Raw genomic sequence first — 21,041 nt, forward strand, 5'->3', positions numbered from 1 at the left:
AGGGCGCCCGCCGCGGAACGAAGCCCGCCCCGTACGAGAGGCCGGTGTGGGCCCGACGAGCGACGCGGCCCCGCACCGGAGTACGGGGCCGCGTCGGTCACACGGTGGGTCGGCGCGAGGCCGGCTCACGCACCGCCGGAGAGCTTCTCCCGCAGGGCGGCCAGCTGCTCGTCACTGGCCATGGCGCTCGGCTGCTCGTCCTCCTCCGGAGCGGACGAGGTCGCCTCGGCGGAGGGAGTGGAGGAGGTGTAGTCCCCCTCCTCGGTCTGCTCGTCACCGGTGGCGGCAGCGGCCGCGGCGTCGGCCTCGGCAGCCTTGGCAACCTGGCGCATGTGGGCCTCGTACCGCTCCAGAGCCTGGGCGTACTGACGCTCCCACTCCTCGCGCTGGGCCTCGTAGCCTTCCTTCCACTCCTGGGTCTCCGGGTCGAAGCCCTCGGGGTAGATGTAGTTGCCCTCGTTGTCGTACTCGGCGGCCATGCCGTACTGCGTCGGATCGAACTCCGAGTCCGGCGTGAAGCCCTCGTTGGCCTGCTTCAGCGAGAGCGAGATGCGCCTGCGCTCCAGGTCGATGTCGATGACCTTGACCATCACCTCGTCGCCGACCTGGGCGACCTGCTCGGGGATGTCCACGTGGCGCTCGGCCAGTTCGGAGATGTGCACCAACCCCTCGATGCCCTCGTCGACGCGGACGAAAGCACCGAACGGAACCAGCTTGGTGACCTTGCCCGGCACGATCTGGCCGATCGCGTGGGTCCGGGCGAACTGGCGCCAGGGGTCCTCCTGGGTCGCCTTCAGCGACAGCGAGACCCGCTCACGGTCCATGTCCACGTCGAGAACCTCGACGGTGACCTCCTGGCCGACCTCGACCACCTCACTGGGGTGGTCGATGTGCTTCCAGGACAGCTCCGAGACGTGCACCAGACCGTCGACCCCACCCAGATCGACGAAGGCACCGAAGTTGACGATGGAGGAAACGACGCCCTTGCGGACCTGCCCCTTCTGCAGCTGGTTGAGGAACTCGCTGCGCACGGCGGACTGGGTCTGCTCCAGCCAGGCACGACGGGAGAGCACGACGTTGTTGCGGTTCTTGTCCAGCTCGATGATCTTGGCCTCGAGCTCGCGCCCGACGTAGGGCTGCAGGTCGCGGACACGCCGCATCTCGACCAGGGAGGCGGGCAGGAAGCCGCGCAGACCGATGTCGAGGATGAGACCGCCCTTGACGACCTCGATGACGGAGCCACGCACGGGCTCGTCCTTGTCCTTGAGATCCTCGATCGTCCCCCAGGCGCGTTCGTACTGCGCACGCTTCTTGGACAGGATCAGACGGCCTTCCTTGTCCTCCTTCTGCAGGACAAGCGCCTCGACGAAGTCGCCGACGGCCACGACCTCGGCGGGATCGACATCGTGCTTGATGGACAGCTCCCGGGACGGGATGACGCCCTCGGTCTTGTAGCCGATGTCGAGCAGGACCTCGTCCTTGTCGACCTTGACGATAGTGCCCTCGACGATGTCGCCATCGTTGAAGTACTTGATGGTCTGGTCGACGGCGGCGAGGAAGTCCTCCTCCGTCCCGACGTCGTTCACTGCGACCTGCGGCTTGGTGGCGGCTGCAGTCGGGACGGTGGTGGTGTCGGTGGACATCAGGTGGGTTGCTCCGGTACGGATAGATCGGTTGTCGGGTCTAGCTTTCTCACACACCCGGATCCGTCTCCCACAGGCCCCGCCGGCGCGCGGTTCGTCCCCCGCCGCGCCCCACGGGTCGCCGGAGGCCGTAACTTCCACCGGGAAGCGACGCGGCCGGTGGCTTCCCGCGCGGTTTTTCCGGAGAACGACCATCTCGGGACGAGTCCCTGCGGATGGACGGACCACGCGAAAGGGGTGACCCCGGCGCCGTGTTCGAACACGGGCCCTGGCGGAGACATACTCCTGGTGCGAGCGATAGCGTACCCGCCCCGACGATCGGGGGGCAAATCGCCCCGCCGGTTTCGCGCGGGTCGCCTGTTCACCCGCGCGGTGAGGACGGTTCGGGCGAGAAACCACGGAGGGCACAGTGACGGAGCACGCACCCCGCGAGAGCACGCACCGGGAGAGGACCGGCACCGACGTCGCCGGCGTTCCCGCGGAGGGGACGCACTCCCCCGGCGGGGCGTCCGAGCACGCGAACGCCGAACGGATCCTCGGCACGGTCGGGCCCGCGGCCCGTCACCCCGGACCCACCGAGTCGCGTTCGGCCAGCAGGCTGTGGTGGGACGCCGACGCCGACGACTACCTGGCCGAACACGGTTCGATGCTGGGTGAGCGCGAGTTCCTGTGGTGCCCGGAACGGCTTCGCGAGAGCGAGGCCGGTCTGCTGGGCGAGGTCTCCGGCAGGGACGTGCTGGAGGTCGGTTGCGGGGCGGCGGCGTGCTCCCGGTGGCTGGCCTCACGGGGAGCCCGGCCGGTGGGCCTGGACATCTCGGGCAGGATGCTCAGTCACGCGGCGGCGGCCAACGCGCGCACGGGTACGGACGTCGCCCTCGTCCAGGGCAGCGCCGACATGCTGCCGTTCGCCGCGGATTCCTTCGACATCGCCTGTTCCGCCTTCGGCGGTGTTCCGTTCGTGGCCGACTCGGAGCAGGTGATGCGCGAGGTGGCCCGGGTGCTGCGTCCCGGGGGCCTGTGGGTCTTCGCGGTCACACACCCCGTTCGCTGGGCCTTTCCCGACGATCCCGGCCCGGAGGGGCTGACCGCGGTGCAGTCCTATTTCGACCGCAGCCCCTACGTGGAGATCGACGCCACGGGAAGGGCCACCTATGTCGAACATCACCGCACTCTCGGCGACTACGTCTCCCAGATCACGTCCTCGGGTTTTCGGCTGCTGGAGCTGGTCGAGCCGGAGTGGCCCGAGGATCACACGCAGGTGTGGGGCCAGTGGAGTCCGTTGCGGGGCAGAACCCTGCCGGGCACCGCGATCTTCCGCTGCCTGCTTCCCGAACGACCGGAGTCGGCGCCGGGACGCTGACCAGCCCCTCCGAGGGAACCCGTGACCAGACGAGACCCGGAAGGCGTCGTGAACAACGCACAGGAACTGCTCGATGCCCAGCAGGAGAGATTCCGGCGACTGGATCCGGCACTGCCGGACTCCTACCCCCTGCCCCGGGACGGCGAACCCCTGGTGGCCCGCACACGCCCGGGGGAACCACCGGTGGCCGGTCTCACCACGCACACACGACAGCCTCCCGGCTCACTGCCGAGCCTGTGGACGACCACGGAGACACACGAACTGTTCCCCCTGGTCGGCGATCGTCCTCACGAGGGAATGGACGCCCTGCTCCGAGCCTTCGGGAAGCAGGTGGCCAGCCGTTCCCCCGCGGAGACGGACTCCTCCTGCCTGGTCACCTGGCCCAGTCGTGACGTGCGGGCCAGTCGGGCGCTGCTCGACCACGGCTTCGTTCCACTGTCCTGCCTCGCGGTACGCACGCGGGCACCGAACGTAGATACGGAACTGTCTGGTACCGTAAAAGTGCGTCGGGCGGGTCCGCCCGATTTGGACGAGGTGGTCGAGCTGGCCATGGCCGAGCTCGAGTACGCCGCCCTCGTCGGTTCCTCCGTCCTGCGACCCGACGCGGCCGAACTCAAACGCAGCGTGCTCAGAGTCCGGCTGCGCTCGGGAAGCAGCCCGCGGGGCACCTCCCCCCGGGAAAACACGACAGGTGGTGACCCCGTTTGGCTGGCCGAACGCGACGAGGAGGTACTCGGGCTGGCCGAGTGCGGCTGGGTCGACACCGAGAGCCACCACGGTGGACACCGACTCGGCACCGGGTTGTGGGGCTACGTCAACTGCCTGTCCGTCCGCGAGGACCAACGGGGCACCGGCATCGGTCGCGACCTGATGGCGATGGCCCACAGCGACTTCGCTGCGGCCGGGGCGGTGGGCAGTTTCCTGTACTACAACCCCGCGAACCCGTTGTCCCCGGTGTTCTGGCACCGGCAGGGATACCGACCACTGTGGACCATATGGGAGATCAGACCGGCCACCGCGTTGCGCTGACACCACGCCTGGCGGGGCCGGTCGCGACGCGAAAGGCAACGCCGAGCCGTGGAGATCGTCGCAGCGGACGTCGGAGTGAACGGTCCGCACGGACCGCTACTCGAACCCACCTCACTACGAGCACGATCAGGAGAACTCCTGCTCGTCACGGGTCCACCCAGATCGGGACGCACCGCTCTCGCCCTCGTGCTCTCCGGACGGCTACGGCCCGACCGGGGAACCGTACTGCGCAACGGGCGCGGAAACCCGGCCCGGCTGCGCGAGACGGTCTCGGTGATCGACGCCCCCGACATCACCGAACCGGAGGGAGCGCTCGAACTGACCGAGATCGTCGGCGAGGGACTCAGCCTGGCCGGACGTCGCTGCGGCCGGAAGGCCGTGCGGCGCTGGATCACCGGACGCGGTCTGGACGAATGGGCCCACACACGCTTCGAACAGCTCCCCCCACGGATCCGCACCAGGGTGCTGTTGGACCTGGGACGAGCCCCGCGCGGCACCGAGGCACTCGTCCTGGACTGCCCGGACCGACACGGGGACGACCCCCTGAACTGGTATCCGGCGGCCCGTGAGGCCGCCGAGCACGGCTACGCCGTGGTGGTGGTCTGCTCGCCCCACTCGGCCGACGACCTGAACGCGCCCACCGTCCGCATCGGCACCAGCTCGACCACCGAGGACCCTCCGACTCGGACGGACACCCTCCGCACTCCTGACCAGGAAACCCCGGGAACCACATCATGACCACGTTTCGACTGGCCAAAACCGAACTGCGCCGACTGACCTCCGGAAAACTCCCCAAACTGGCGCTGGTGGCGGTCACCCTCGTGCCGCTGCTGTACGGCGCGCTCTACATCTACGCCAACTGGGACCCCTACGGTAACCTGGAGACGGTCCCCGCCGCCGTGGCCGTGGAGGACACCGGCGCCACCAGGGACGACGGCAGCCAGCTCACGGCGGGCGAGGACGTCTACCAGAACCTGACCGACTCCGGGGACTTCGACTGGCACCGGGTCAGCGGCGAACAGGCGCACGAGGGGGTCTCCGAGGGCACCTACACCTTCGCCCTGGTGATTCCCCGGGACTTCTCCCGTGCACTGCTGTCCCCCGGCGAGTTCGAACCGGAACAGGCCCGCCTGCGCCTGATCACCAACGACGCGAACAACTACCTCGCCGGAACGATCGCCGACAAGGTGGTCAGCCGGGTCCGCGAGACCGTCTCCGCCGACGCGGGCAGCGACGCGGCACGCGAACTGCTGCTGGGGCTGAGCACCGTGCACGACCAGACCGTGCGCGCCGCCGACGGGGCCGGTGACCTCGCGGACGGGGCGGGGGACCTGGACACGGGCCTGGATCAGACCCACCAGGGAACACAACAGTTACTGGTGGGGCAGCGCAAACTCGCCCAGGGAGCCGACGAGCTGGCCACGGCGTCCGGACGGATCGCCAGGGGCAACAGCGAACTCCACGACGGGCTGTCGCAGATGCGGAACAAAACCGCCGACCTGCCGAAGAAGACCGACCAGCTGGCCGACGGAGCGGAACGGGTCGCCGAGGGCAACGCGGAGCTGGCCGAGAAGGCCTCCGAGGTCGGCGAGATCTCCCAAGGCATCGCCGACCGCCTCGACGGGGTGCGCGGTGACGTCGTCGACCGTCTACGCGGACTCGGCCTGTCCGAGGAGCAGATCGAACGCGTCACCGAGTCCCTCGAACAGCTCGACCAGCCCCTGGACGAGGCCAACTCACAGGTGCAGCAGCGGGTGAAGCGGGTCCAGGAACTGTCGGACGGTTCCCAGCGGGTTGCCCGGGCCAGCCGGGAACTGGCCAACAACATCCCGCAGCTGACGAACGGGATCAAGGAACTCGACGCCGCGTCGGAGAAACTGGCCGGCGGCGCGCGGCAGGTGCACGAGGGAGCCACCGAACTGCGGGACAAACAACGCGAGGCGGTGTCCGGAGCCGAGGAGCTGAACTCCGGGGTCTCCCGGCTGTCCAACGGCTCCGACCAGCTGGTGAACGGCTCCCACGAACTCGCCGACAAACTCGGCACGGGAGCCGAGGACATCCCCAACCCGGACGAGTCCACCCGCGAGGCCACCGCGAAAACCATCGGGGATCCGGTGGCCGTGGACGAAACGGCCCAGACCGACGCGGGCACCTACGGAGCCGGCCTCGCCCCGTACTTCATGGGACTGGCCCTGTGGATCGGCGGCTTCGTGCTGTTCCTGTTGATGCGTCCGCTGTCCAACCGTGCCCTGGCCTCCGGGGTGGCACCGTGGCGGACGGCGCTGGGGGGCTGGTTGCCCGCCGCACTGGTGGGAACCATCCAGGCGGTGCTGCTGTACTCGGTGGTGGTGTTCGGCATCGGCGTCGACACGGCCAGCCCCTGGTGGACCCTCGGGCTGCTGATCCTCACCTCGCTGGCGTTCACCGCCGTGGTGCACTCGCTCAACGCGGCCTTCGGCCCGAAGGGCAAGTTCCTGGCACTGGTGTTCCTGGTGCTACAGCTGATCACGGCGGGCGGAACCTTCCCCTGGCAGAGCACACCCGAGGTGCTGCACCCGCTGCACAAGGTCCTTCCGCTCGGTTACGTCGTGGACGGGCTGCGGCACCTGATCTACGGCGGCAGCGCGGACAACGCGATTCAGGCGGCGCTGGTGCTGCTCTGCTACCTGGTGTGCGGGCTGTTGCTGAGCACGGTGGCCGCCATGCGCCAACGGGTCTGGACGGCCTCCCGGCTCCGGCCGGAACTGTCCCTGTGAGCCGAAAACGGTACTGAGGAGCGAAAACCTCCCGGCAAACCCGCGGCCGGTGACGGACCGTCGATCCGTCACCGGCCGCGCTCGCGAGGATGTGCCCGGACGACTACTCCCGCTCGTCGTAGCGCGCTATCTCGATCAGGTTGCCGTCCGGGTCCCGCAGGTACAACGAGGTGATCGGACCCTCGGTGCCGGTGCGCACCACCGGACCCGCCTCGATGCGCACGTCGTTGGACCTGAGGTGTTCCTGAACCTCGCTGAGGGCGTTGCCGGTGACAAAACACAGATTCGCCGACCCGGGGACCGGATGCGTCGCCGTCGGCTCCGCCAGCTCACTGGCGGCGTGCAGCTTGATGGTCTGCTGCCCGAAACGCACCGCACGTCGCTCGCCCTGGAAGGTCACGGGCTGCATCCCGAGAATGTTCTCGTAGAACTCCAGGGAACGCTCGACGTCGGCCACGGTAAGCACCAAATGGTCCAGCCTGTCGACGCTGATCATGTTCCTCCTTCGCCGGAACCCGAGGACCCCCGGTATCGGGTTCCGACCCGTCCGCGGTTTCCCGTGTCGTGTCACGTCGGTTGTCCGGCGGCTCGAACCCCCCGATGAGACGACCACTGGAACCCCCCGACGAAGCCTGTGCCGCCGACGCGCCACCGAATCCCGGGCAGCCTAACCGCACCACTCCCTCCGGGGGACAACCACCTGGCTCTTTCGGCGGGGGCCAGCGCCGGGCGATCACAGAGCGTTCCCCCTCGGAAACACCGGGTGCGTGGCGTCGCCGACGGTCTCCGCCCGGAACGTCGGGGCGGACACCGCGACGGCCCGCCGCACTCAGTGCGCCGCGGCGTCCCAGGATCCTCCCGTGCCCACCGAGACATCCAGGGGCACGTCCAGCCGCACGGCCGAACTCATCTGTTCCCGGACCAGCCGCTCGACCGCCTCGGTCTCCCCCTCGGCCACTTCGATGATCAGTTCGTCGTGCACCTGCAACAACATCCTGGAGGACAGTCCCTGGCTGCTCAGCGCGCTGTGTACTCCCAACATCGCCACCTTGATGATATCGGCGGCGCTGCCCTGGATGGGAGCGTTCAGTGCCATGCGCTCGGCCATCTCCCGACGCTGTCGGTTGTCACTGAGCAGGTCCGGCAGGTACCTACGCCGTCCGAGGATGGTGGAGGTGTAACCGTCCCGACGGGCCCGCTCCACGACCTCCCGCAGATAGTCCCGCACCCGGCCGAAACGGGCGAAGTAGGCCTCCATCTGCTGCCTGGACTCCTCGTTGGAGATCCGGAGCTGCTGGGCCAGCCCGTAGGCGGACAGTCCGTAGGCCAACCCGTAGGACATGGCCTTCACCCGGCGCCGGAGTTCCTGGTCGACCTCGTCGATGGGGACGCCGAAGGCCTGGGAAGCCACGTAGTTGTGCAGGTCCTCACCCGTGCGGAACGCCTCGATCAGTCCCTCGTCACCGGAGAGGTGGGCCATGATCCGCATCTCGATCTGGCTGTAGTCCGCGGTCAGCAGGGTCTCGTAGCCCTCCCCGACCACGAACACCTCCCGGATCCGTCGCCCCTCCTCGGTGCGGACGGGGATGTTCTGTAGGTTCGGTTCCGTCGACGACAGCCGCCCCGTCGAGGCGATCATCTGGTTCAGCGTGGTGTGGATCCGCCCGTCCGGGGCGACGGCCTTGACCAGACCCTCCACCGTGGTCTTGAGCTTGGTCGCGTCCCGGTGCTCCAGCAGGTACCGCAGGAAGGGGTGCTCGGTTCTCTCGTACAGCCCCTGCAGGGCCTCCGCGTCGGTGGTGTAGCCGGTCTTGGTGCGTTTCGTCTTGGGCATCCCCAGTTCGTCGAAGAGCACCGCCTGCAGCTGCTTGGGCGAGCCGAGGTTGATCTCCTTGCCGATGACGGAGCAGGCCTGCTGGGCGGCCTGCTCGACCCGCGCCGTGAAACGGTCCCCGAGTTCCTCCAACCGTCGCTGGTCCACCGCGATCCCGGCCTCCTCCAGGTCGACCAACACACGCAGCAGCGGCAGTTCCAGCTCGGTGAGCAGCCTCCTGTTCTCCATGCTCTCCAGCTCGCCGTCCAGCGCCTCGGCGAGCTCCAGCACGGCCCTGGCCCGGATCATCTCGGAGACGGCGGCGTCCTCACGCGTCCGGTCCTCGTCCTCCAGCAGGGAGAGCTGCCCTTCCCCGTCTCCGCCCCGCACGTCCAGGTCGCGCTGTAGGTAGCGCACGACGAGGTCGCCGAGAGCGAAGGAGCGCTGCCCCGGGCGAACCAGGTAGGCTGCCAGGGCGGTGTCGCTGCTCACCCCCTTCAGGTCCCAACCGCGTTCCCGGACGGCGTGCACGGAGACCTTCACGTCGTGCGCGGCCTTCGGCACGGACTCGTCGGCCAGCCACTGCCCGAACGCCCGCTCGTCGTCCGGGGTCAACTCGGCCGGGTCCACGTAGATTCCGTTCCCGGAGGAAGTCGCCACGGCCATCCCGCCGAGATCACCACTGCCCTGGGACCAGCTGGCGCGGCAGGACAACCCCACCCGCGCGCCGTCCCGGGCGTGCCGGTCCAACCAGTCCCGCAGGGTTCCCGGTTCGACGACGCCTCCGGAGACCTCGAACCCCTCGGAGGTCTCGGGTTCCTCGGTGGACAGGGTGTTGAACAGGCGTTCGCGTAGCACCCGGAACTCCAGGTTGTCGAACACGCGGTGCACCGCCTCGCGGTCCCACTGCCGCATCGCCAGGTCGTCGGGCAGGTATCCGAGTTCCAGATCGGAGACCAGCTGGGTGAGTTCCCTGTTGCGCAGCACCTGCGCGATGTGGTTGCGCAGCTTCTCCCCGGCTTTGCCCGTGACCTCGTCGGCCCTGTCCACCAGCTCGGCCAGCGAACCGAACTGCTGGATCCACTTGGTGACGGTCTTCTCCCCCACGCCGTCGATCTTGGGGAGGTTGTCCGAGGGGTCACCACGCAGAGCCGCGAAGTCCGGATACTGCTGGGGGGTCAGGCCGTACTTCTCCCGCACGGCCTCGGGGGTGAACCGGGTCATCTCGGAGACGCCCTTGCTCGGGTAGAGCACGGTGACGCTCTCGGAGACCAGTTGGAGCGAGTCGCGGTCCCCGGTGCAGATGCTGACATCGAACCCTTCACCCACGGCTTGGCGGGTCAACGTGGCGATGACGTCGTCGGCCTCGTAGTTGTCCTTGCTCAGCACGGGAACGTTCAGCGCACCGAGCACTTCCTGGATCAGGCTCACCTGACCGCGGAACTCCTCGGGGGTCGAGCCCCGGTTGGCCTTGTACTCGGGATAGGTTTCCGACCGGAAGGTCTGACGCGAGACGTCGAAGGCCACCCCGAGATGCGTCGGCTGCTCGTCCCGCAACAGGTTGATCAGCATCGAGGTGAACCCGTAGACCGCGTTGGTGTGCTGTCCGGTCCCCGTCTGGAAGTTCTCCTTGGGCAGTGCGTAGAACGCTCGGTAGGCCATCGAGTGGCCGTCGATCAGCAGCAGGCGTCGGTGCTCGGATGCCATCACGGCGTGCGAGTCTAGGCTCATCCCCCGTCAGTGGTCGCGTACAGGGCAGGAGAGGAACACGTGGCAGAGGAAACGAACGGAACGGTGCTGCCCGGCACGAACGAACCGGGGGCCGAGCCCCTGGTTTCCGAGGAGGAACAGCTCGGAAGCAGGATGGGCATCGAGATCACCGAGTACGACCCCGATCGTGTGGTCGGGATCATGCCGGTGTCCGGCAACCGGCAACCCTACGGACTGCTGCACGGCGGAGCGAACGCGGTGTTGGCCGAACAGTTGGGATCGGTGGCGGCCGCGCTGCACGCCGGGCAGGACCGGATCGCGATGGGACTGGAACTGTCGTGCACTCACCACCGCGCCGTCGCCGAGGGGAAGGTGACCGGCGTGGCCACGCCGCTGCACCGGGGGAACAGCACGGCGACCTACGAGATCGTCGTCACCGACGAGCGCGGCAAGCGTACCTGTTCGGCGCGGTTGACCTGCGTGCTGCGGGAGCGGAAAACCGGAAGCTGACAACACGGCACCGGTCCGGAACCGACCGGATCGGTGCCGTCCTCCTCCGCCGGAGGGGCTCTGGCGGAGCGGACCGTGAGACGCGAGGCTCACTCCAGGCTGTCGAGCACCGCCTGGGCAACCGCCTTCATCGTGGTACGCCGGTCCATGGCGGTCCGTTGCAGCCAGCGGAAGGACTCCGGCTCGGACATGTCGTGGTTGCTCATCAACAACCCCTTGGCCCGTTCGATCGTCTTGCGCGATTCGAGACGTTCGGAGAGGTTGGCCGCCTCGGCCTCCAGGGCCTGCACCTCGGCGAACCGGGAGACGGCCAGTTCGATGGCCGGAACCAGGTCACGTTTGGCGAACGGCTTGACCAGGTAGGACATGGCCCCCGCCTCCTTGGCCCGTTCGACCAGTTCACGCTGGCTGAAAGCGGTCAGGATCACCACGGGAGCTATCCGTTCCCCCGCTATGGAGGAGGCCGCCTCGATGCCGTCCATCTTCGGCATCTTGATGTCCAGGATCACCAGGTCGGGACGCAGTTCCTCCGCGAGACGAACCGCCTCTTCGCCGTCACCGGCCTCACCGACGACCTGATATCCCTCCTCACGAAGCATCTCCACCAGATCGAGCCTGATCAGCGCCTCGTCCTCGGCCACGAGCACGCGATGCTGGGCAGCATTCGTCGCCGTGTTCGGGTCCTCGGCAGCCGGCGTGCTCACCGGATCCTCCTGGATGGTTCTCGGGTGTTTCCGGTGCGGTCGCACCGGAGAGTGCAGCTTATCGTCTCGCGCACCCTCCGGAGAGCGGCAGGGGCCGCGTGCGGTGGGGATGAGAGCTGGGCCACGCGGACCCCTCGGGCCGTGTGGGTCGCGACACCGGCAGACCCCGCCCGCAGGTGACGATCTCCGGTGACGTATGCTGTTCGCAGGTAAGGCCCCCGTAGCCCAACAGGCAGAGGCGGCGGACTCAAAATCCGTGTAGTGTCCGTTCGAATCGGACCGGGGGCACCGGTTTTACCAGGTCATGAGCCTGAGCTTGATCACATCGCAAGATCAAGGTACCGCTTTGGTACCGCTTTCGACTGCGTCTGAGGGTCCACAAACTCGCTGGCGCGCATCCGTGACGGTCCCCCATGGTGACTCTCGCCATGGGGGATCACTCGTTCAGCGGTCCCGCTGTCTTGGATCAAAGATCACGTTTCACGCTCGGAGGCGATCCCCCGACGAGCGCGTGCTTGGTCTCAGCCGGATCGGCGGACAGCACCATCCCACTTTCCGAAGTCCGACTCGGCGGGGAAGGGGCGCAGGCTCATGCCCCTCTCCATACACCAAGCCCCCGACCACGCCGGGCCGGGGGTTTGACTGGGTCACTCGACACTGGCTGTCCGGGCCCGTTGTGCTGCCACCGCATCGGTGTACTGCTCGGTGGTGAGATCGTCCTCGACGACGCCCAACGAGTTCAGGACCGCGCGTACCATCGCCAATCCGGCTGGGACATCCTCGGTGCGTTCGACCTGGGTTTCGACTTCGAGGAAGGTGCCTTCCAGTTCGGGGACGTGGACCAGGGTGGCGAGCAGGTCGTAGCCGTTCTCGGTGAACCGGTGGTTGCGGCAGTGTTTGCTGAAGGCGATGCGTTCGGTCAGTCCGAGACCGGTCAATAACGCCGCCACGGCCTGCCCGTCGGCGACGGTGGTCTCGTGCTCGGGTTTGGAGCCACTGGCGTGCACGGCGGGTTCCTTGAAGGTCAGCACGGTTGTCGAGGAGTGCTCGCCCTCCACTGTTCGCAGCCGCACCTCGTAGCCCTGATCGGTCAGCTCCCCACTCGGTCGGTCGAAGTAGCGGTCCCGGTAGACCTGCACGTGTTCAACGGCACGCGAAACCAGCCGCTCGCGCACCGCCTCGGGGTGACGAACGCGTGCCTTCAGTTCGGCCTCCACAGCCACGGCGGCTCCCTACACGATCCGGACGGCCTGGTTGCGCAGTTCGCGGGTGAACCTGCGAAAGCCCCGGTGTAACGCACCGTGCGAACTTTCCGCAATCTTGTACATCCGTGAGGTGTGTCCCTCGTGGTTTTCCCCGAAGACGGACACGAACTGGACATCATCGAGACTCAGTACTCGCCAGGTCGGCAGCATGTCGTAGAAATACACGCGTACGTCGGTGTACGCGCTCAGCTCCTCAAGACGGGAGACGCTGAGTTCTACTCCCGATTTGAACACTCTCCAGCTTTCGCCGACCTCGCTGGCTCGACGCCGCGCTGCCTCGCCGTTGGGGTCCAGCAGCAGAGCGCTCACCCTGGGACGACTACGGCTGACGACCGACCGGAGCAGGGAGTCGTTCATCGCGAGGATGCCCAACCCGCGCACCGCTACGATCTCGATCGTGCTGGCGCTGGCGGCTGCCCGATGGATATCCGGTGTGGCGCTGGACTGGGACGGGTATGTCGCCAGCAGCTCGGCCTGGTTAGCTGCCCCCAAGTGGTCCACACCCAGAGGGCGTGTCGGTGCCAATCCGAGCAGAACTCGCACCTCATCCGGCATGTTCAACCCGTCGGCGATGCGTTCGTAAACCTCAAAGGCCGTGATCTTACGTGAGCCGTTGACGATCTCGCTGACACGTCCTTGAAGGATGTTTGTGGCCCCGAAAAGCTGAGACTGCGTAACTCCGGCCGAGCGTTGCAACACCCAGAAAAGTTCCCCGACGTCACGGTCACGACATGCTTTCCGCAAGTCATCGCGCTTCCACACTGATTCGGGAACATTGAGTGAGTTCCACACGAGAACGATCTTCTCACTATGAGAATCCCGAGTTGGAATTGGGTCGCCCGCTCACCCTGTCGATGCTGGAAATGATGAACGCGGCAACGGCACCCATCGGCCGGGGGCTGGCCCGGTCGGTGCTGGAGGCGGTGGAGCGCGACATGCTCGATGTGGACCCGCCGGAGAACGGGCACACGGTCTACTGGGTCACCCCGGCCGAGGGCGGGGCACAGCACGCCACGCTGACGACTCCCCCGGAAACCGGCGGGCCGGTCGACACGCTCGGCGGGCACGGCCCTGTCGAGGCACCGCCGAACTCCGGAGACCGGATGCGGCACACCCAGCGGTTCTGTCCCGAGTGCTTCGCCGCCTACCTGAATCTGCCCGGCCCCACCCCTCGCTGGAAACCCACGGAGTGATTCCCATGACCGCGACCCAGACCCACCACTACTGGCTTCCCGTCCCGGACAGAACCGGCTACCGCTGGACCCGCCACGCCTTCCGCGGCCACAAGTGGGACGGCCGCAGCGCCGACACGTCGGTGTGCAACGTCCAGTGCGCGATGGCCCAACCCAGTGAACTCGACTGGTTCCAGGCCCCCACCTGCCAGGAGTGCACCAGGATCCTGCTGGGCGAACAGCCCTGAGCTTCGGCCGCTGGCGCCACGCGGCCGTTGACTGCCCCGGTTCCCCATCCCCCGACCGGCCGGGGCAGTACCCCCCGTCCCCGATCCGGCCCGGTGCCACCCCCGACACGGCACCGGGCCTTCTTACTCCGCCAGCACGCCTCACCGACACAGACTGGCCGCACAAACCTGCGAAGGATTGCGGTCACAGCACTAGCGTGCGTCGAACGCCAGGTAGTGCAGAACCGCCACGAGTGTTCCCGAGTTGACGATCCCCCGGAGGAGACCAACTTCCGCAGTTCCTCAACCGGCACCCAGATGAAGTTGCCCTCGTTGAGCTCCACGCTCTCGGCTACTCGTTCAACGCCTCGGGCGAGGTAGACGTGGTGCGGATTGGTGACGGTGCCGATGTTCGGCTCGAACGTCACCAGCGGCTCGATCGAACGGGCGCGGTATCCGGTCTCCTCCTCCAACTCGCGAGCAGCCGTGGTGGCCGCGGACTCGTTCTCATTCAGCAGACCACCGGGGAGCTCGTAGTTCCACACGTCGGAGACGAACCGGTGACGGTAGGAGAGCAGGACGTGGCTCTCGTTCTCATTCAGCACGAGAACCATCCTCGCCGGCGGAAGTCACACCTTGTGATGCTCGAAGCGCTCCCCGGAAGGCACGGTGATATCGGCCATGTCCAGCGTCCGGCTGGGCCACGAAGGCACCACCCCGTGCCGAATAGCGGGGCAGCGATGTTGGGAGACGCCATCCTTACCTTGGTTCCGTCTCGGTGAGTCTGCGTTCGGCTCGTTCGACAGCCTCGGCGATGACCGGCCGTGCCCGCGTCCACGTCCGGTGGACCGGATCGCCGGGCGAGTAGCGGCTCAGGATCTCGTCCATGCGTTCGTCGTAGTCGAAGCGTTCACCGGCGGGGCCGGTGGTCAGGTCCGCCGCGACGAGCGCGTCGAGCAGCGGCGAGTCCTCGAACGGGAACTCGGCCAGCTCCGCCGCTAGCCCGCGCTCCTCGGCCTCGAAGCGGGCACCGGAGTGGTGAGCCACGAGGTTGACGATCGTCTCCGGCCACCCCTGACCACGCGGGTAGCGCGCCCCGTCGAGCGGATGAAAGCCCGTGTGCCCGATCTCGGAAGCGTAGCCGATGTCGTGCAGCCACCGACGTCCCAGCGGCTCGACGAACGACTCGGCGACCTCGGCGGCACGCTGAACAAGCCCCATGCACTCACGCCAAGGTGACCACCTCGCCTGGGGCCCGGCCTCGAACACTCATGGGAAGCCGAGGAGGACTCCACCGTCGTCACCGTGCGATGGTTCTCCCAGTCCGAGACTTCGAGCTGACTGGGTTCTCAGCAAACGGCGGGAAAACCACACGGCAATACACGGACACGGATTCGACTCTGTCGTCGAGCGACTCTTGGAGCGGACGTGCTCGTCAGCCGTCGGCACGTGGCCCACCAGCAGCCTCACCCGGACCAAGCCCGCCGCCGGTGCCCGATTCCCCAGGCACATCCGCTCCTCCCCTGAACCATCGCCCCGGATCCCCGCGACATCACCAGGACCGGGAAGAACGCGGGACCGATCGGGTTGGGATTCCGCCAGTGGTGCCCCACATGGTTCTTCGGGCGAGTGGGATGGTTCGTCTACTACCTTCACCTCGTGGGCCAAGCGGGCACGGCAGAAACGTTCACTCCTTACGGCGTTTCCCACTGGGTGCTCCTCGGGGTGCTCGCCGTAGGGGCGCTGCTGCTCGTCCGTGCGGGGCGCCGACATCGAGGGACCCGTGCGGGTGTGCTGTTCACCAGGGCGTTCGCGTTGTCTCTGGGGTTGTTCGCGGTAGCGATGCAGGTCTACCGGGTGTTGCCCTCACAGTGGAACATCAGCGTTTCGCTGCCGTTGCACCTGTCCGACTTCACCTGGATCGTGGCCGTGTACGCGTTGTGGACACATCGGCAGTGGGCGTACTCGCTGACGTACTACTGGGGGCTCACGCTCAATCCCCAGGCCATGCTCACTCCCGCCCTGGACGCGCCGAGCTTTCCGCACATCGACTTCGTCGACTTCTGGACGCAGCACACGCTCGTGGTGTGGGCGGCCATCTATTTGACCTGGGGTCTGGGGCTGCGGCCGGTTTGGCGTGACTTCGCGACCACGGTCATGGTCACGGTCGTGTGGGGCGTGGCCGTGTTCTGGTTCAACCGGGTCACCGGCACGAATTACGGTTTCCTCAACTCCAAGCCGAACAACCCCTCGTTGCTGGATGTCATGGGCCCGTGGCCGTGGTATCTCGCGGTGGAGTTCGTGGTGGGACTCACCGCGTGGGCGCTGATCACCTGGCCGTGGACGCGTTCCCCCGGGAAACCGGCCCGGTGGAGGAGGTCCACGACGTCATGACATCACCGGCGGTGCAATCACCGTGCTCGGTGCGGAGAGGGACAGTACGGCACGGAAGAACCGGCTTCGCATGAGGGCCAGCCGTGTGGGTTGCCCGGAAAGACGCTCCCCTCCGCGCTGTCCGATGGGGCAGCCCCGTCTTTCCCTCCTCCGAGACGGACTCCTCCCTCCGGGCCACGACCCAACTCAGGGCAACGCTGCGAAGCTGCGCACCGGGAACGTCCCCATCCCCCGGACAGCGGCGGGAACGGCCGTGAAGGTCGCTCCTGAGGCGGGCAGCACGTCGAGATTGGTCAGATGCTCGACGATGGGGATCTCGGCGGCGAGCAGTCGTGTGTGTGCCGGACGTTCTCCTGTGGAGGTGTCGTCGATGTTGACCGAGTCGATACCGACGAGATGCGCTCCTCCCTCCACCAGGAAGGAGGCGGCGTCCTCGGTCAGATACGGGTGGGAGGGGTCGCCGTAGTGCTCGGTCCCCCAGTGGCGGTCCCAGCCGGTACGCAGCAGCACCGCGGCGTCGCGGACCCGGTGTCCGGAGAACACCCACTCGTCGACGGCCCCCGGTCCGGCGTCGACGACCACGGCGGGAAGCAGTGCGCAGCGTTCCAACGCCAGGCCGGACACGTCGTGACCGTCCCGGAACCGGTGCGCGGGAGTGTCGAGGTAGGTGCCCGTGTTGGCGACCATGGTGATCCGGCCGATCGTGAACTCGGTTCCGGCAGCGTAGTGCTCGGCCGAGTCCTCGAAGGGCAGGTACGTGTCGACGACCGGGGTCGGCAGCCCCGGATACGTGACCGTGCCGTGTTCGACCACGTGACTGAGATCGACCAGACGCATGTCCGCCAGTCTGGCACGGCGGTCGCCCGGGCTCTCCAGCGTGTCCGCTCGCGAAGCTTTCCCCTGCCGGGCAGACTCGACTCCCATGGAGGACCCCGAGACGGCGCGAGGCACGTTGACCGCTCTGGCCGAGGAGCGGACAGCGGTGGAGCAGCGGTTGGAGGCACTCTGGGAACGCACCCGCCGGGCCATCCGCGAGGCCGATGACGCCGGGCTCAACCGCAGGGAGATCGCAGCTCTGGCCCGGGTCTCCCCGCAGACCGTGTACAAGGCCCTGGGGCGTCCCGAACAGTGATTTACCGTCCGCTCCCCAGGCGGACCCGGATCGTCTTCGACCGAGGCCGCCCCCACCGCTGGGCCGGTGTGTACGCCTCCTCCCTCCTCCTGGACAGCGGGCCTTGTGCGGCGTGTACTGAGGGCAGCACTCCCGACTCCACTTCGGAAAAGAATTCACTTTCTACGTCTCGAAAAGCTCCGAAGGGAGGACCTCATGACGGAGTCCTACTCACCCGGTCACCACCGGCCTACCATGCGGGTCCCACCAGTGGTTTCGCCGTCGTCGCGCTCGTGCTCGGCATCATGGGCTTCAGCCCGCTCGCGGTGATTTTCGGGCACATAGCACTGCACAACATCGACAAGAAACACTCCGGTGAAAGGGGTAGAGGCATGGCCATCGCCGGTCTGGTACTCGGATGGATCGGAGTGGCCGGACTCGTGCTCGCCCTGGTTTTCATGATCGCGGTACTGGCCACCGTGGGCCCGTCCGGAGCGTGAGGGTCGCCCGGAAGAGTGCGGAGAAAAACACCCACGGGCCCACGGCCTTCCCCAGCCGGGCGGTTACTCCACGACCTCCGGGAGGGGGCCAATGAGACACTCTAATGCGAATTATTTTCGAAAAACGTTTTCGCGCCGGTGGACGTCAGAACGATTCCGACGAGAGTCCGTCGCGAACAATTCCGAACGAAAACCGGAAAAGAAAACCCACGAAACCATCGGACACAAAATCCGCTCCACCCTCCACGAAAACGGAAAAGCGGCGGCCTGTCGAGCCGAACCGCGCCCCTTCCGGACGGAACACGACCGCACGTCCGGAGTCCCTCCACCCACGGGAGTCAACACTCACCCGGAGCGCCGATCACCCTCGTCCGAATCACGGTACGGCCTTTCGTCGTCCTCCGTGTCCTCGGACTCGTTCTCGGTCAACTCCTCCTGCAAAGCTTCGATGTCCAGAGGCGGCGAGCTGTACTTGAGCTCACGAGCGATCTTGGCCTGCTTGGCCTTGGCTCGACCGCGCCCCATAACGTAGCTCCTCTTCCGTACGGCGCTTTGCCTATCCCCACAATACAACCACGACATCAGAACGGGACTTTACGGTCCGTTCCACGATCTTGCGCGTTCCCCGACCTGGAACTCACGAGTCGATGAATATATTCGCCGCAGCCGGCCCCCAGGAGTCCCATCCGCCGGGTCACCCTCGCCGGTCGACACCTCACTCCCCGGAACGTCCTCCCCCGGTCGACCGTCGTGCCACGCTGCGGACCCGGGCCCTGGCCGGATCCTCCGGCTTGCTGCGTACGTGAGGCATCCGCCCCTGCCTGCCAGGCTCGTCCGACCGCTTCCTCACGAACAGCGTAACGGTAACCCCTTCGATGAAGGAATTACGACGCATCATCCGGGCCGAGGGTTCGTTGCCGTGCTCGACATCGGTGATGATCCGCGCGGCTCCCGCGTCGAACAGCGCCTGACAACAGGCCTCGACCAGGTGGCTGGCCACTCCGCTGCCCCGGGCCCGGGGATCGAGGGCGATCCACTCCATGTATCCCCAGTCCTCACGCTCGTCGTAGGACATGGAGCCGAGCACGAACCCGAGCACCTCTCCCTCGGCCTCGGCCACCCAGCACGCCTCCGGCTGCGTGTCGAAGTGCTCGGTGATGCTCGACAACGACCACGAGGTGTAGGGCATGGTGGAGACGTCGAAGGCACGGAACCCCAGCTCCAGCACTCCCTCCAGGTGCGCCATACGCATCGGGACCACACTGATGGCCTCGGCGATCGCCCCGGTACCACTCATGTTCTCACCCTCTCGAAGCAGCCCGAGCCGACGAACCCGTTCGTCCGCGCACCGTCCGCTCCATTGTCGTCGTCACAACCGACCGGGGCTTCGTGAACCGGTCGCCCGTCCTCGGACACAGCGTCTCATTCCATACCGGCGAGGAAACTGCTGACGGCTGCCTCAGCCGCCCCCAGCATCGGCCCCTGTTCGCCCAGCTCAGCCGGGCACAGCTCCACGGGAAGTTCGGGTAGCCCTCTGAGTTCCTCCAGGGCGCCGCGCAGCTCATCTCCGGCGTACAACAGGGTGGGGCGCAGCAGCCCGCCCAGGATCACCCGGCACGGGTCGAAGATGTTGATCAGGTTGGCCAGACCGACCGCGGCCGCGTGGGACATGCCGCGAAACGTCTCCAGGGCCTCCGACTCAGAACCATGCGCACGGGAGACGAGCTCGGCCAGCGCGGCGTTTCGGTCACCCGGTGTCACCATCCCGGCACGTCTCAGCAGGGCGTCAGTACCGATCTCGGTCTCCCAGCACCCCCGCCCGCCGCAGTGACAGGCATGTCCTGCTGGGTTGGTGACCATGTGTCCGATCTCCCCCGCGTAACCGGTGTTTCCCGTCAGCAGGCGATCGCGGGTTATCACTCCGCCACCCACGCCGACACCGGCCGAGACGTACACGAGGTCCGCGCATTCCCGACCGGCCCCTCTACGGTGTTCGGCCAACGCGGCCAAGCGCGCCTCGTTGCCCACGACCACCGGTCCGGCGAAACCGGTCCCCTCCCGCAGCCGCTCGGCCAGGGCCAGTTCACGCCATCCCAGGTTCGGTGCTCGGGTGACCACCCCGTCACCGGCCCTTACGAGGCCGGGAACCGCCACCCCCATCGCCAGGGGGGAGACCTCCGCGGCTTCCGTCTCCCGCCGGATCATCCGGCTCAGGACGGTGACCGCCTCCTCGGGACGCTCCGGCAGGGGTACGTACTGGGTGGCGGACTCCCGCAACAACGTGCCGCCCAGTCCCACACGTCCGATCCGGACGGTGTCCACATCGACCGCCAGTGCCAGCACGTAGGCGCTCTCGTCCCGGGGGGAGACGATCAGCGGTGGCCGTCCCCGTCCCGGCTGGGGCTGACTGGGGCCTGCCTCGGTAGCCAGTCCTCGCTCGGTGAGCTCCGCGACCAGATCCGCGATGGCGCTGCGGGTCAGTCCCGTGATCTCACCGAGCCGCACCCGACTGGTCGCCCCGTGCAGGTGCAGGTGGCCCAGCAGCGTGCGGAGGTTGTGGCGACGCAGGCTCGCCGGGTCACGTCCCTGCGTGGTCGATGTGGTCACGTTGTCCTCACTCACTCACGGTTGTCTCCAGTCAACGTGGCACCGCTGAGCGGCACCAACGGTTGTGGGGCTTGACACATCACCTATTTTGTTTTCACCTATTACAAATCATATTCATGGTCGGAGGTGACAGCACGATGGACGCCCCTGGTCGCCATCCGAGTGCTGCCGGTGGACTCCGGCCGACCTTCCTCTCCGCACCACCACCGTTCGGGCACCGCCTCCTCCCCGGAAACCACC

At 67.2% G+C, this 21,041-nt stretch carries 21 protein-coding genes, 1 tRNA gene and 1 pseudogene; 11 read left to right on the plus strand and 12 right to left on the minus strand.

Annotation, left to right across the window (positions count from 1 at the left end):
* Window positions 1–125 precede the first annotated feature (125 nt).
* Window positions 126–1,643 carry a 30S ribosomal protein S1 gene (rpsA, locus tag ACTMO_RS0110075; protein WP_019854568.1) on the minus strand — a complete coding sequence of 506 codons (1,518 nt, stop codon included), beginning with the start codon at window positions 1,641–1,643 and terminating at the stop codon, window positions 126–128.
* A gap of 409 nt (window positions 1,644–2,052) precedes the next feature.
* On the opposite strand from rpsA, the gene ACTMO_RS0110080 reads away from it, so the two are divergent.
* The 4 genes from ACTMO_RS0110080 to ACTMO_RS0110095 all read left to right on the plus strand — a co-directional run bounded on the left by ACTMO_RS0110080 (window position 2,053) and on the right by ACTMO_RS0110095 (window position 6,788).
* Window positions 2,053–3,003 carry a class I SAM-dependent methyltransferase gene (locus ACTMO_RS0110080; protein ID WP_019854569.1) on the plus strand — a complete coding sequence of 317 codons (951 nt, stop codon included), beginning with the start codon at window positions 2,053–2,055 and terminating at the stop codon, window positions 3,001–3,003.
* Between the two features lie 48 nt (window positions 3,004–3,051).
* Window positions 3,052–4,032 (plus strand): GNAT family N-acetyltransferase, encoded by a 981-nt coding sequence (locus ACTMO_RS0110085; RefSeq protein ID WP_019854570.1) that lies wholly within the window; start codon window positions 3,052–3,054, stop codon window positions 4,030–4,032.
* Window positions 4,033–4,107: 75 nt separating this feature from the next.
* Complete coding sequence (locus tag ACTMO_RS0110090; protein ID WP_157062857.1) at window positions 4,108–4,770, plus strand: hypothetical protein; 663 nt, start codon at window positions 4,108–4,110, stop codon at window positions 4,768–4,770.
* Window positions 4,767–6,788 carry a YhgE/Pip domain-containing protein gene (locus ACTMO_RS0110095; protein ID WP_019854572.1) on the plus strand — a complete coding sequence of 674 codons (2,022 nt, stop codon included), beginning with the start codon at window positions 4,767–4,769 and terminating at the stop codon, window positions 6,786–6,788. Before ACTMO_RS0110090 ends, ACTMO_RS0110095 begins: the two co-directional genes overlap by 4 nt.
* 103 nt (window positions 6,789–6,891) lie before the next feature.
* Here ACTMO_RS0110095 and ACTMO_RS0110100 read toward each other — a convergent pair whose 3' ends face one another.
* Together ACTMO_RS0110100 and polA are read right to left on the minus strand one after the other, a co-directional pair.
* Window positions 6,892–7,284, minus strand: a complete 393-nt coding sequence (locus ACTMO_RS0110100; RefSeq protein ID WP_019854573.1) for a VOC family protein — start codon at window positions 7,282–7,284, stop codon at window positions 6,892–6,894.
* 333 nt (window positions 7,285–7,617) lie between these two features.
* On the minus strand, window positions 7,618–10,308 hold the full coding sequence (gene polA, locus ACTMO_RS0110110; RefSeq protein ID WP_019854575.1) for a DNA polymerase I: 2,691 nt from the start codon (window positions 10,306–10,308) through the stop codon (window positions 7,618–7,620).
* Window positions 10,309–10,371: 63 nt separating this feature from the next.
* Here polA and ACTMO_RS0110115 point away from each other — a divergent pair, with 63 nt between their 5' ends.
* Entirely contained in the window at window positions 10,372–10,821 is a 450-nt protein-coding gene (locus tag ACTMO_RS0110115) for a PaaI family thioesterase (protein ID WP_019854576.1), read from the plus strand.
* A gap of 89 nt (window positions 10,822–10,910) precedes the next feature.
* On the opposite strand, the gene ACTMO_RS0110120 is transcribed toward ACTMO_RS0110115, so the two are convergent.
* A complete protein-coding gene (locus ACTMO_RS0110120) occupies window positions 10,911–11,525 on the minus strand; it encodes an ANTAR domain-containing response regulator (RefSeq protein ID WP_026449068.1) in 615 nt (204 codons plus the stop codon).
* A 214-nt stretch (window positions 11,526–11,739) separates the two neighbouring features.
* Here ACTMO_RS0110120 and ACTMO_RS0110125 point away from each other — a divergent pair.
* Window positions 11,740–11,813, plus strand: a tRNA-Leu gene (locus ACTMO_RS0110125).
* A gap of 359 nt (window positions 11,814–12,172) precedes the next feature.
* Here ACTMO_RS0110125 and ACTMO_RS0110130 read toward each other — a convergent pair.
* Together ACTMO_RS0110130 and ACTMO_RS0110135 are read right to left on the minus strand one after the other, a co-directional pair.
* Complete coding sequence (locus ACTMO_RS0110130; RefSeq protein WP_019854578.1) at window positions 12,173–12,748, minus strand: class IV adenylate cyclase; 576 nt, start codon at window positions 12,746–12,748, stop codon at window positions 12,173–12,175.
* 9 nt (window positions 12,749–12,757) lie between these two features.
* A complete protein-coding gene (locus ACTMO_RS0110135) occupies window positions 12,758–13,489 on the minus strand; it encodes a helix-turn-helix domain-containing protein (RefSeq protein ID WP_019854579.1) in 732 nt (243 codons plus the stop codon).
* A 125-nt stretch (window positions 13,490–13,614) separates the two neighbouring features.
* On the opposite strand from ACTMO_RS0110135, the gene ACTMO_RS0110140 reads away from it, so the two are divergent.
* Together ACTMO_RS0110140 and ACTMO_RS0110145 are read left to right on the plus strand one after the other, a co-directional pair.
* Window positions 13,615–13,983 carry a hypothetical protein gene (locus ACTMO_RS0110140; protein WP_245556115.1) on the plus strand — a complete coding sequence of 123 codons (369 nt, stop codon included), beginning with the start codon at window positions 13,615–13,617 and terminating at the stop codon, window positions 13,981–13,983.
* A 5-nt stretch (window positions 13,984–13,988) separates the two neighbouring features.
* Entirely contained in the window at window positions 13,989–14,210 is a 222-nt protein-coding gene (locus ACTMO_RS0110145) for a hypothetical protein (protein WP_033401869.1), read from the plus strand.
* A 332-nt stretch (window positions 14,211–14,542) separates the two neighbouring features.
* Here the strand turns inward: ACTMO_RS0110145 and ACTMO_RS24095 are convergent.
* Window positions 14,543–14,803: pseudogene (locus tag ACTMO_RS24095) on the minus strand (NUDIX hydrolase); the annotation flags it as partial.
* A 145-nt stretch (window positions 14,804–14,948) separates the two neighbouring features.
* Window positions 14,949–15,410, minus strand: coding sequence for a hypothetical protein (locus ACTMO_RS0110155; protein ID WP_019854581.1), 462 nt, complete (start codon window positions 15,408–15,410; stop codon window positions 14,949–14,951).
* Between the two features lie 438 nt (window positions 15,411–15,848).
* On the opposite strand from ACTMO_RS0110155, the gene ACTMO_RS20875 reads away from it, so the two are divergent.
* Window positions 15,849–16,583, plus strand: coding sequence for a YwaF family protein (locus tag ACTMO_RS20875; protein ID WP_033401870.1), 735 nt, complete (start codon window positions 15,849–15,851; stop codon window positions 16,581–16,583).
* A 186-nt stretch (window positions 16,584–16,769) separates the two neighbouring features.
* Here ACTMO_RS20875 and ACTMO_RS0110165 read toward each other — a convergent pair whose 3' ends face one another.
* A complete protein-coding gene (locus tag ACTMO_RS0110165; protein WP_019854583.1) occupies window positions 16,770–17,420 on the minus strand; it encodes a cyclase family protein in 651 nt (216 codons plus the stop codon).
* Between the two features lie 85 nt (window positions 17,421–17,505).
* Between ACTMO_RS0110165 and ACTMO_RS21990 the strand changes: the two genes are divergently transcribed.
* Together ACTMO_RS21990 and ACTMO_RS23900 are read left to right on the plus strand one after the other, a co-directional pair.
* Window positions 17,506–17,715, plus strand: coding sequence for a helix-turn-helix domain-containing protein (locus ACTMO_RS21990; protein WP_019854584.1), 210 nt, complete (start codon window positions 17,506–17,508; stop codon window positions 17,713–17,715).
* 68 nt (window positions 17,716–17,783) lie between these two features.
* Window positions 17,784–18,194: a DUF4190 domain-containing protein gene (locus ACTMO_RS23900; protein ID WP_281167495.1), complete on the plus strand. Its 411-nt coding sequence runs from the start codon at window positions 17,784–17,786 to the stop codon at window positions 18,192–18,194.
* A gap of 345 nt (window positions 18,195–18,539) precedes the next feature.
* Here ACTMO_RS23900 and ACTMO_RS0110180 read toward each other — a convergent pair whose 3' ends face one another.
* The 3 genes from ACTMO_RS0110180 to ACTMO_RS0110190 form a co-directional block, all read right to left on the minus strand.
* On the minus strand, window positions 18,540–18,719 hold the full coding sequence (locus ACTMO_RS0110180; RefSeq protein WP_019854586.1) for a DUF3073 domain-containing protein: 180 nt from the start codon (window positions 18,717–18,719) through the stop codon (window positions 18,540–18,542).
* Between the two features lie 190 nt (window positions 18,720–18,909).
* Window positions 18,910–19,491, minus strand: coding sequence for a GNAT family N-acetyltransferase (locus tag ACTMO_RS0110185; protein WP_019854587.1), 582 nt, complete (start codon window positions 19,489–19,491; stop codon window positions 18,910–18,912).
* 125 nt (window positions 19,492–19,616) lie between these two features.
* A complete protein-coding gene (locus tag ACTMO_RS0110190) occupies window positions 19,617–20,816 on the minus strand; it encodes an ROK family protein (protein ID WP_019854588.1) in 1,200 nt (399 codons plus the stop codon).
* Window positions 20,817–21,041 lie beyond the last annotated feature (225 nt).

Origin of the sequence: Actinopolyspora mortivallis DSM 44261, assembly GCF_000384035.1 — a bacterium.
In the GTDB taxonomy this organism is placed as follows: Bacteria; Actinomycetota; Actinomycetes; order Mycobacteriales; family Pseudonocardiaceae; genus Actinopolyspora; species Actinopolyspora mortivallis.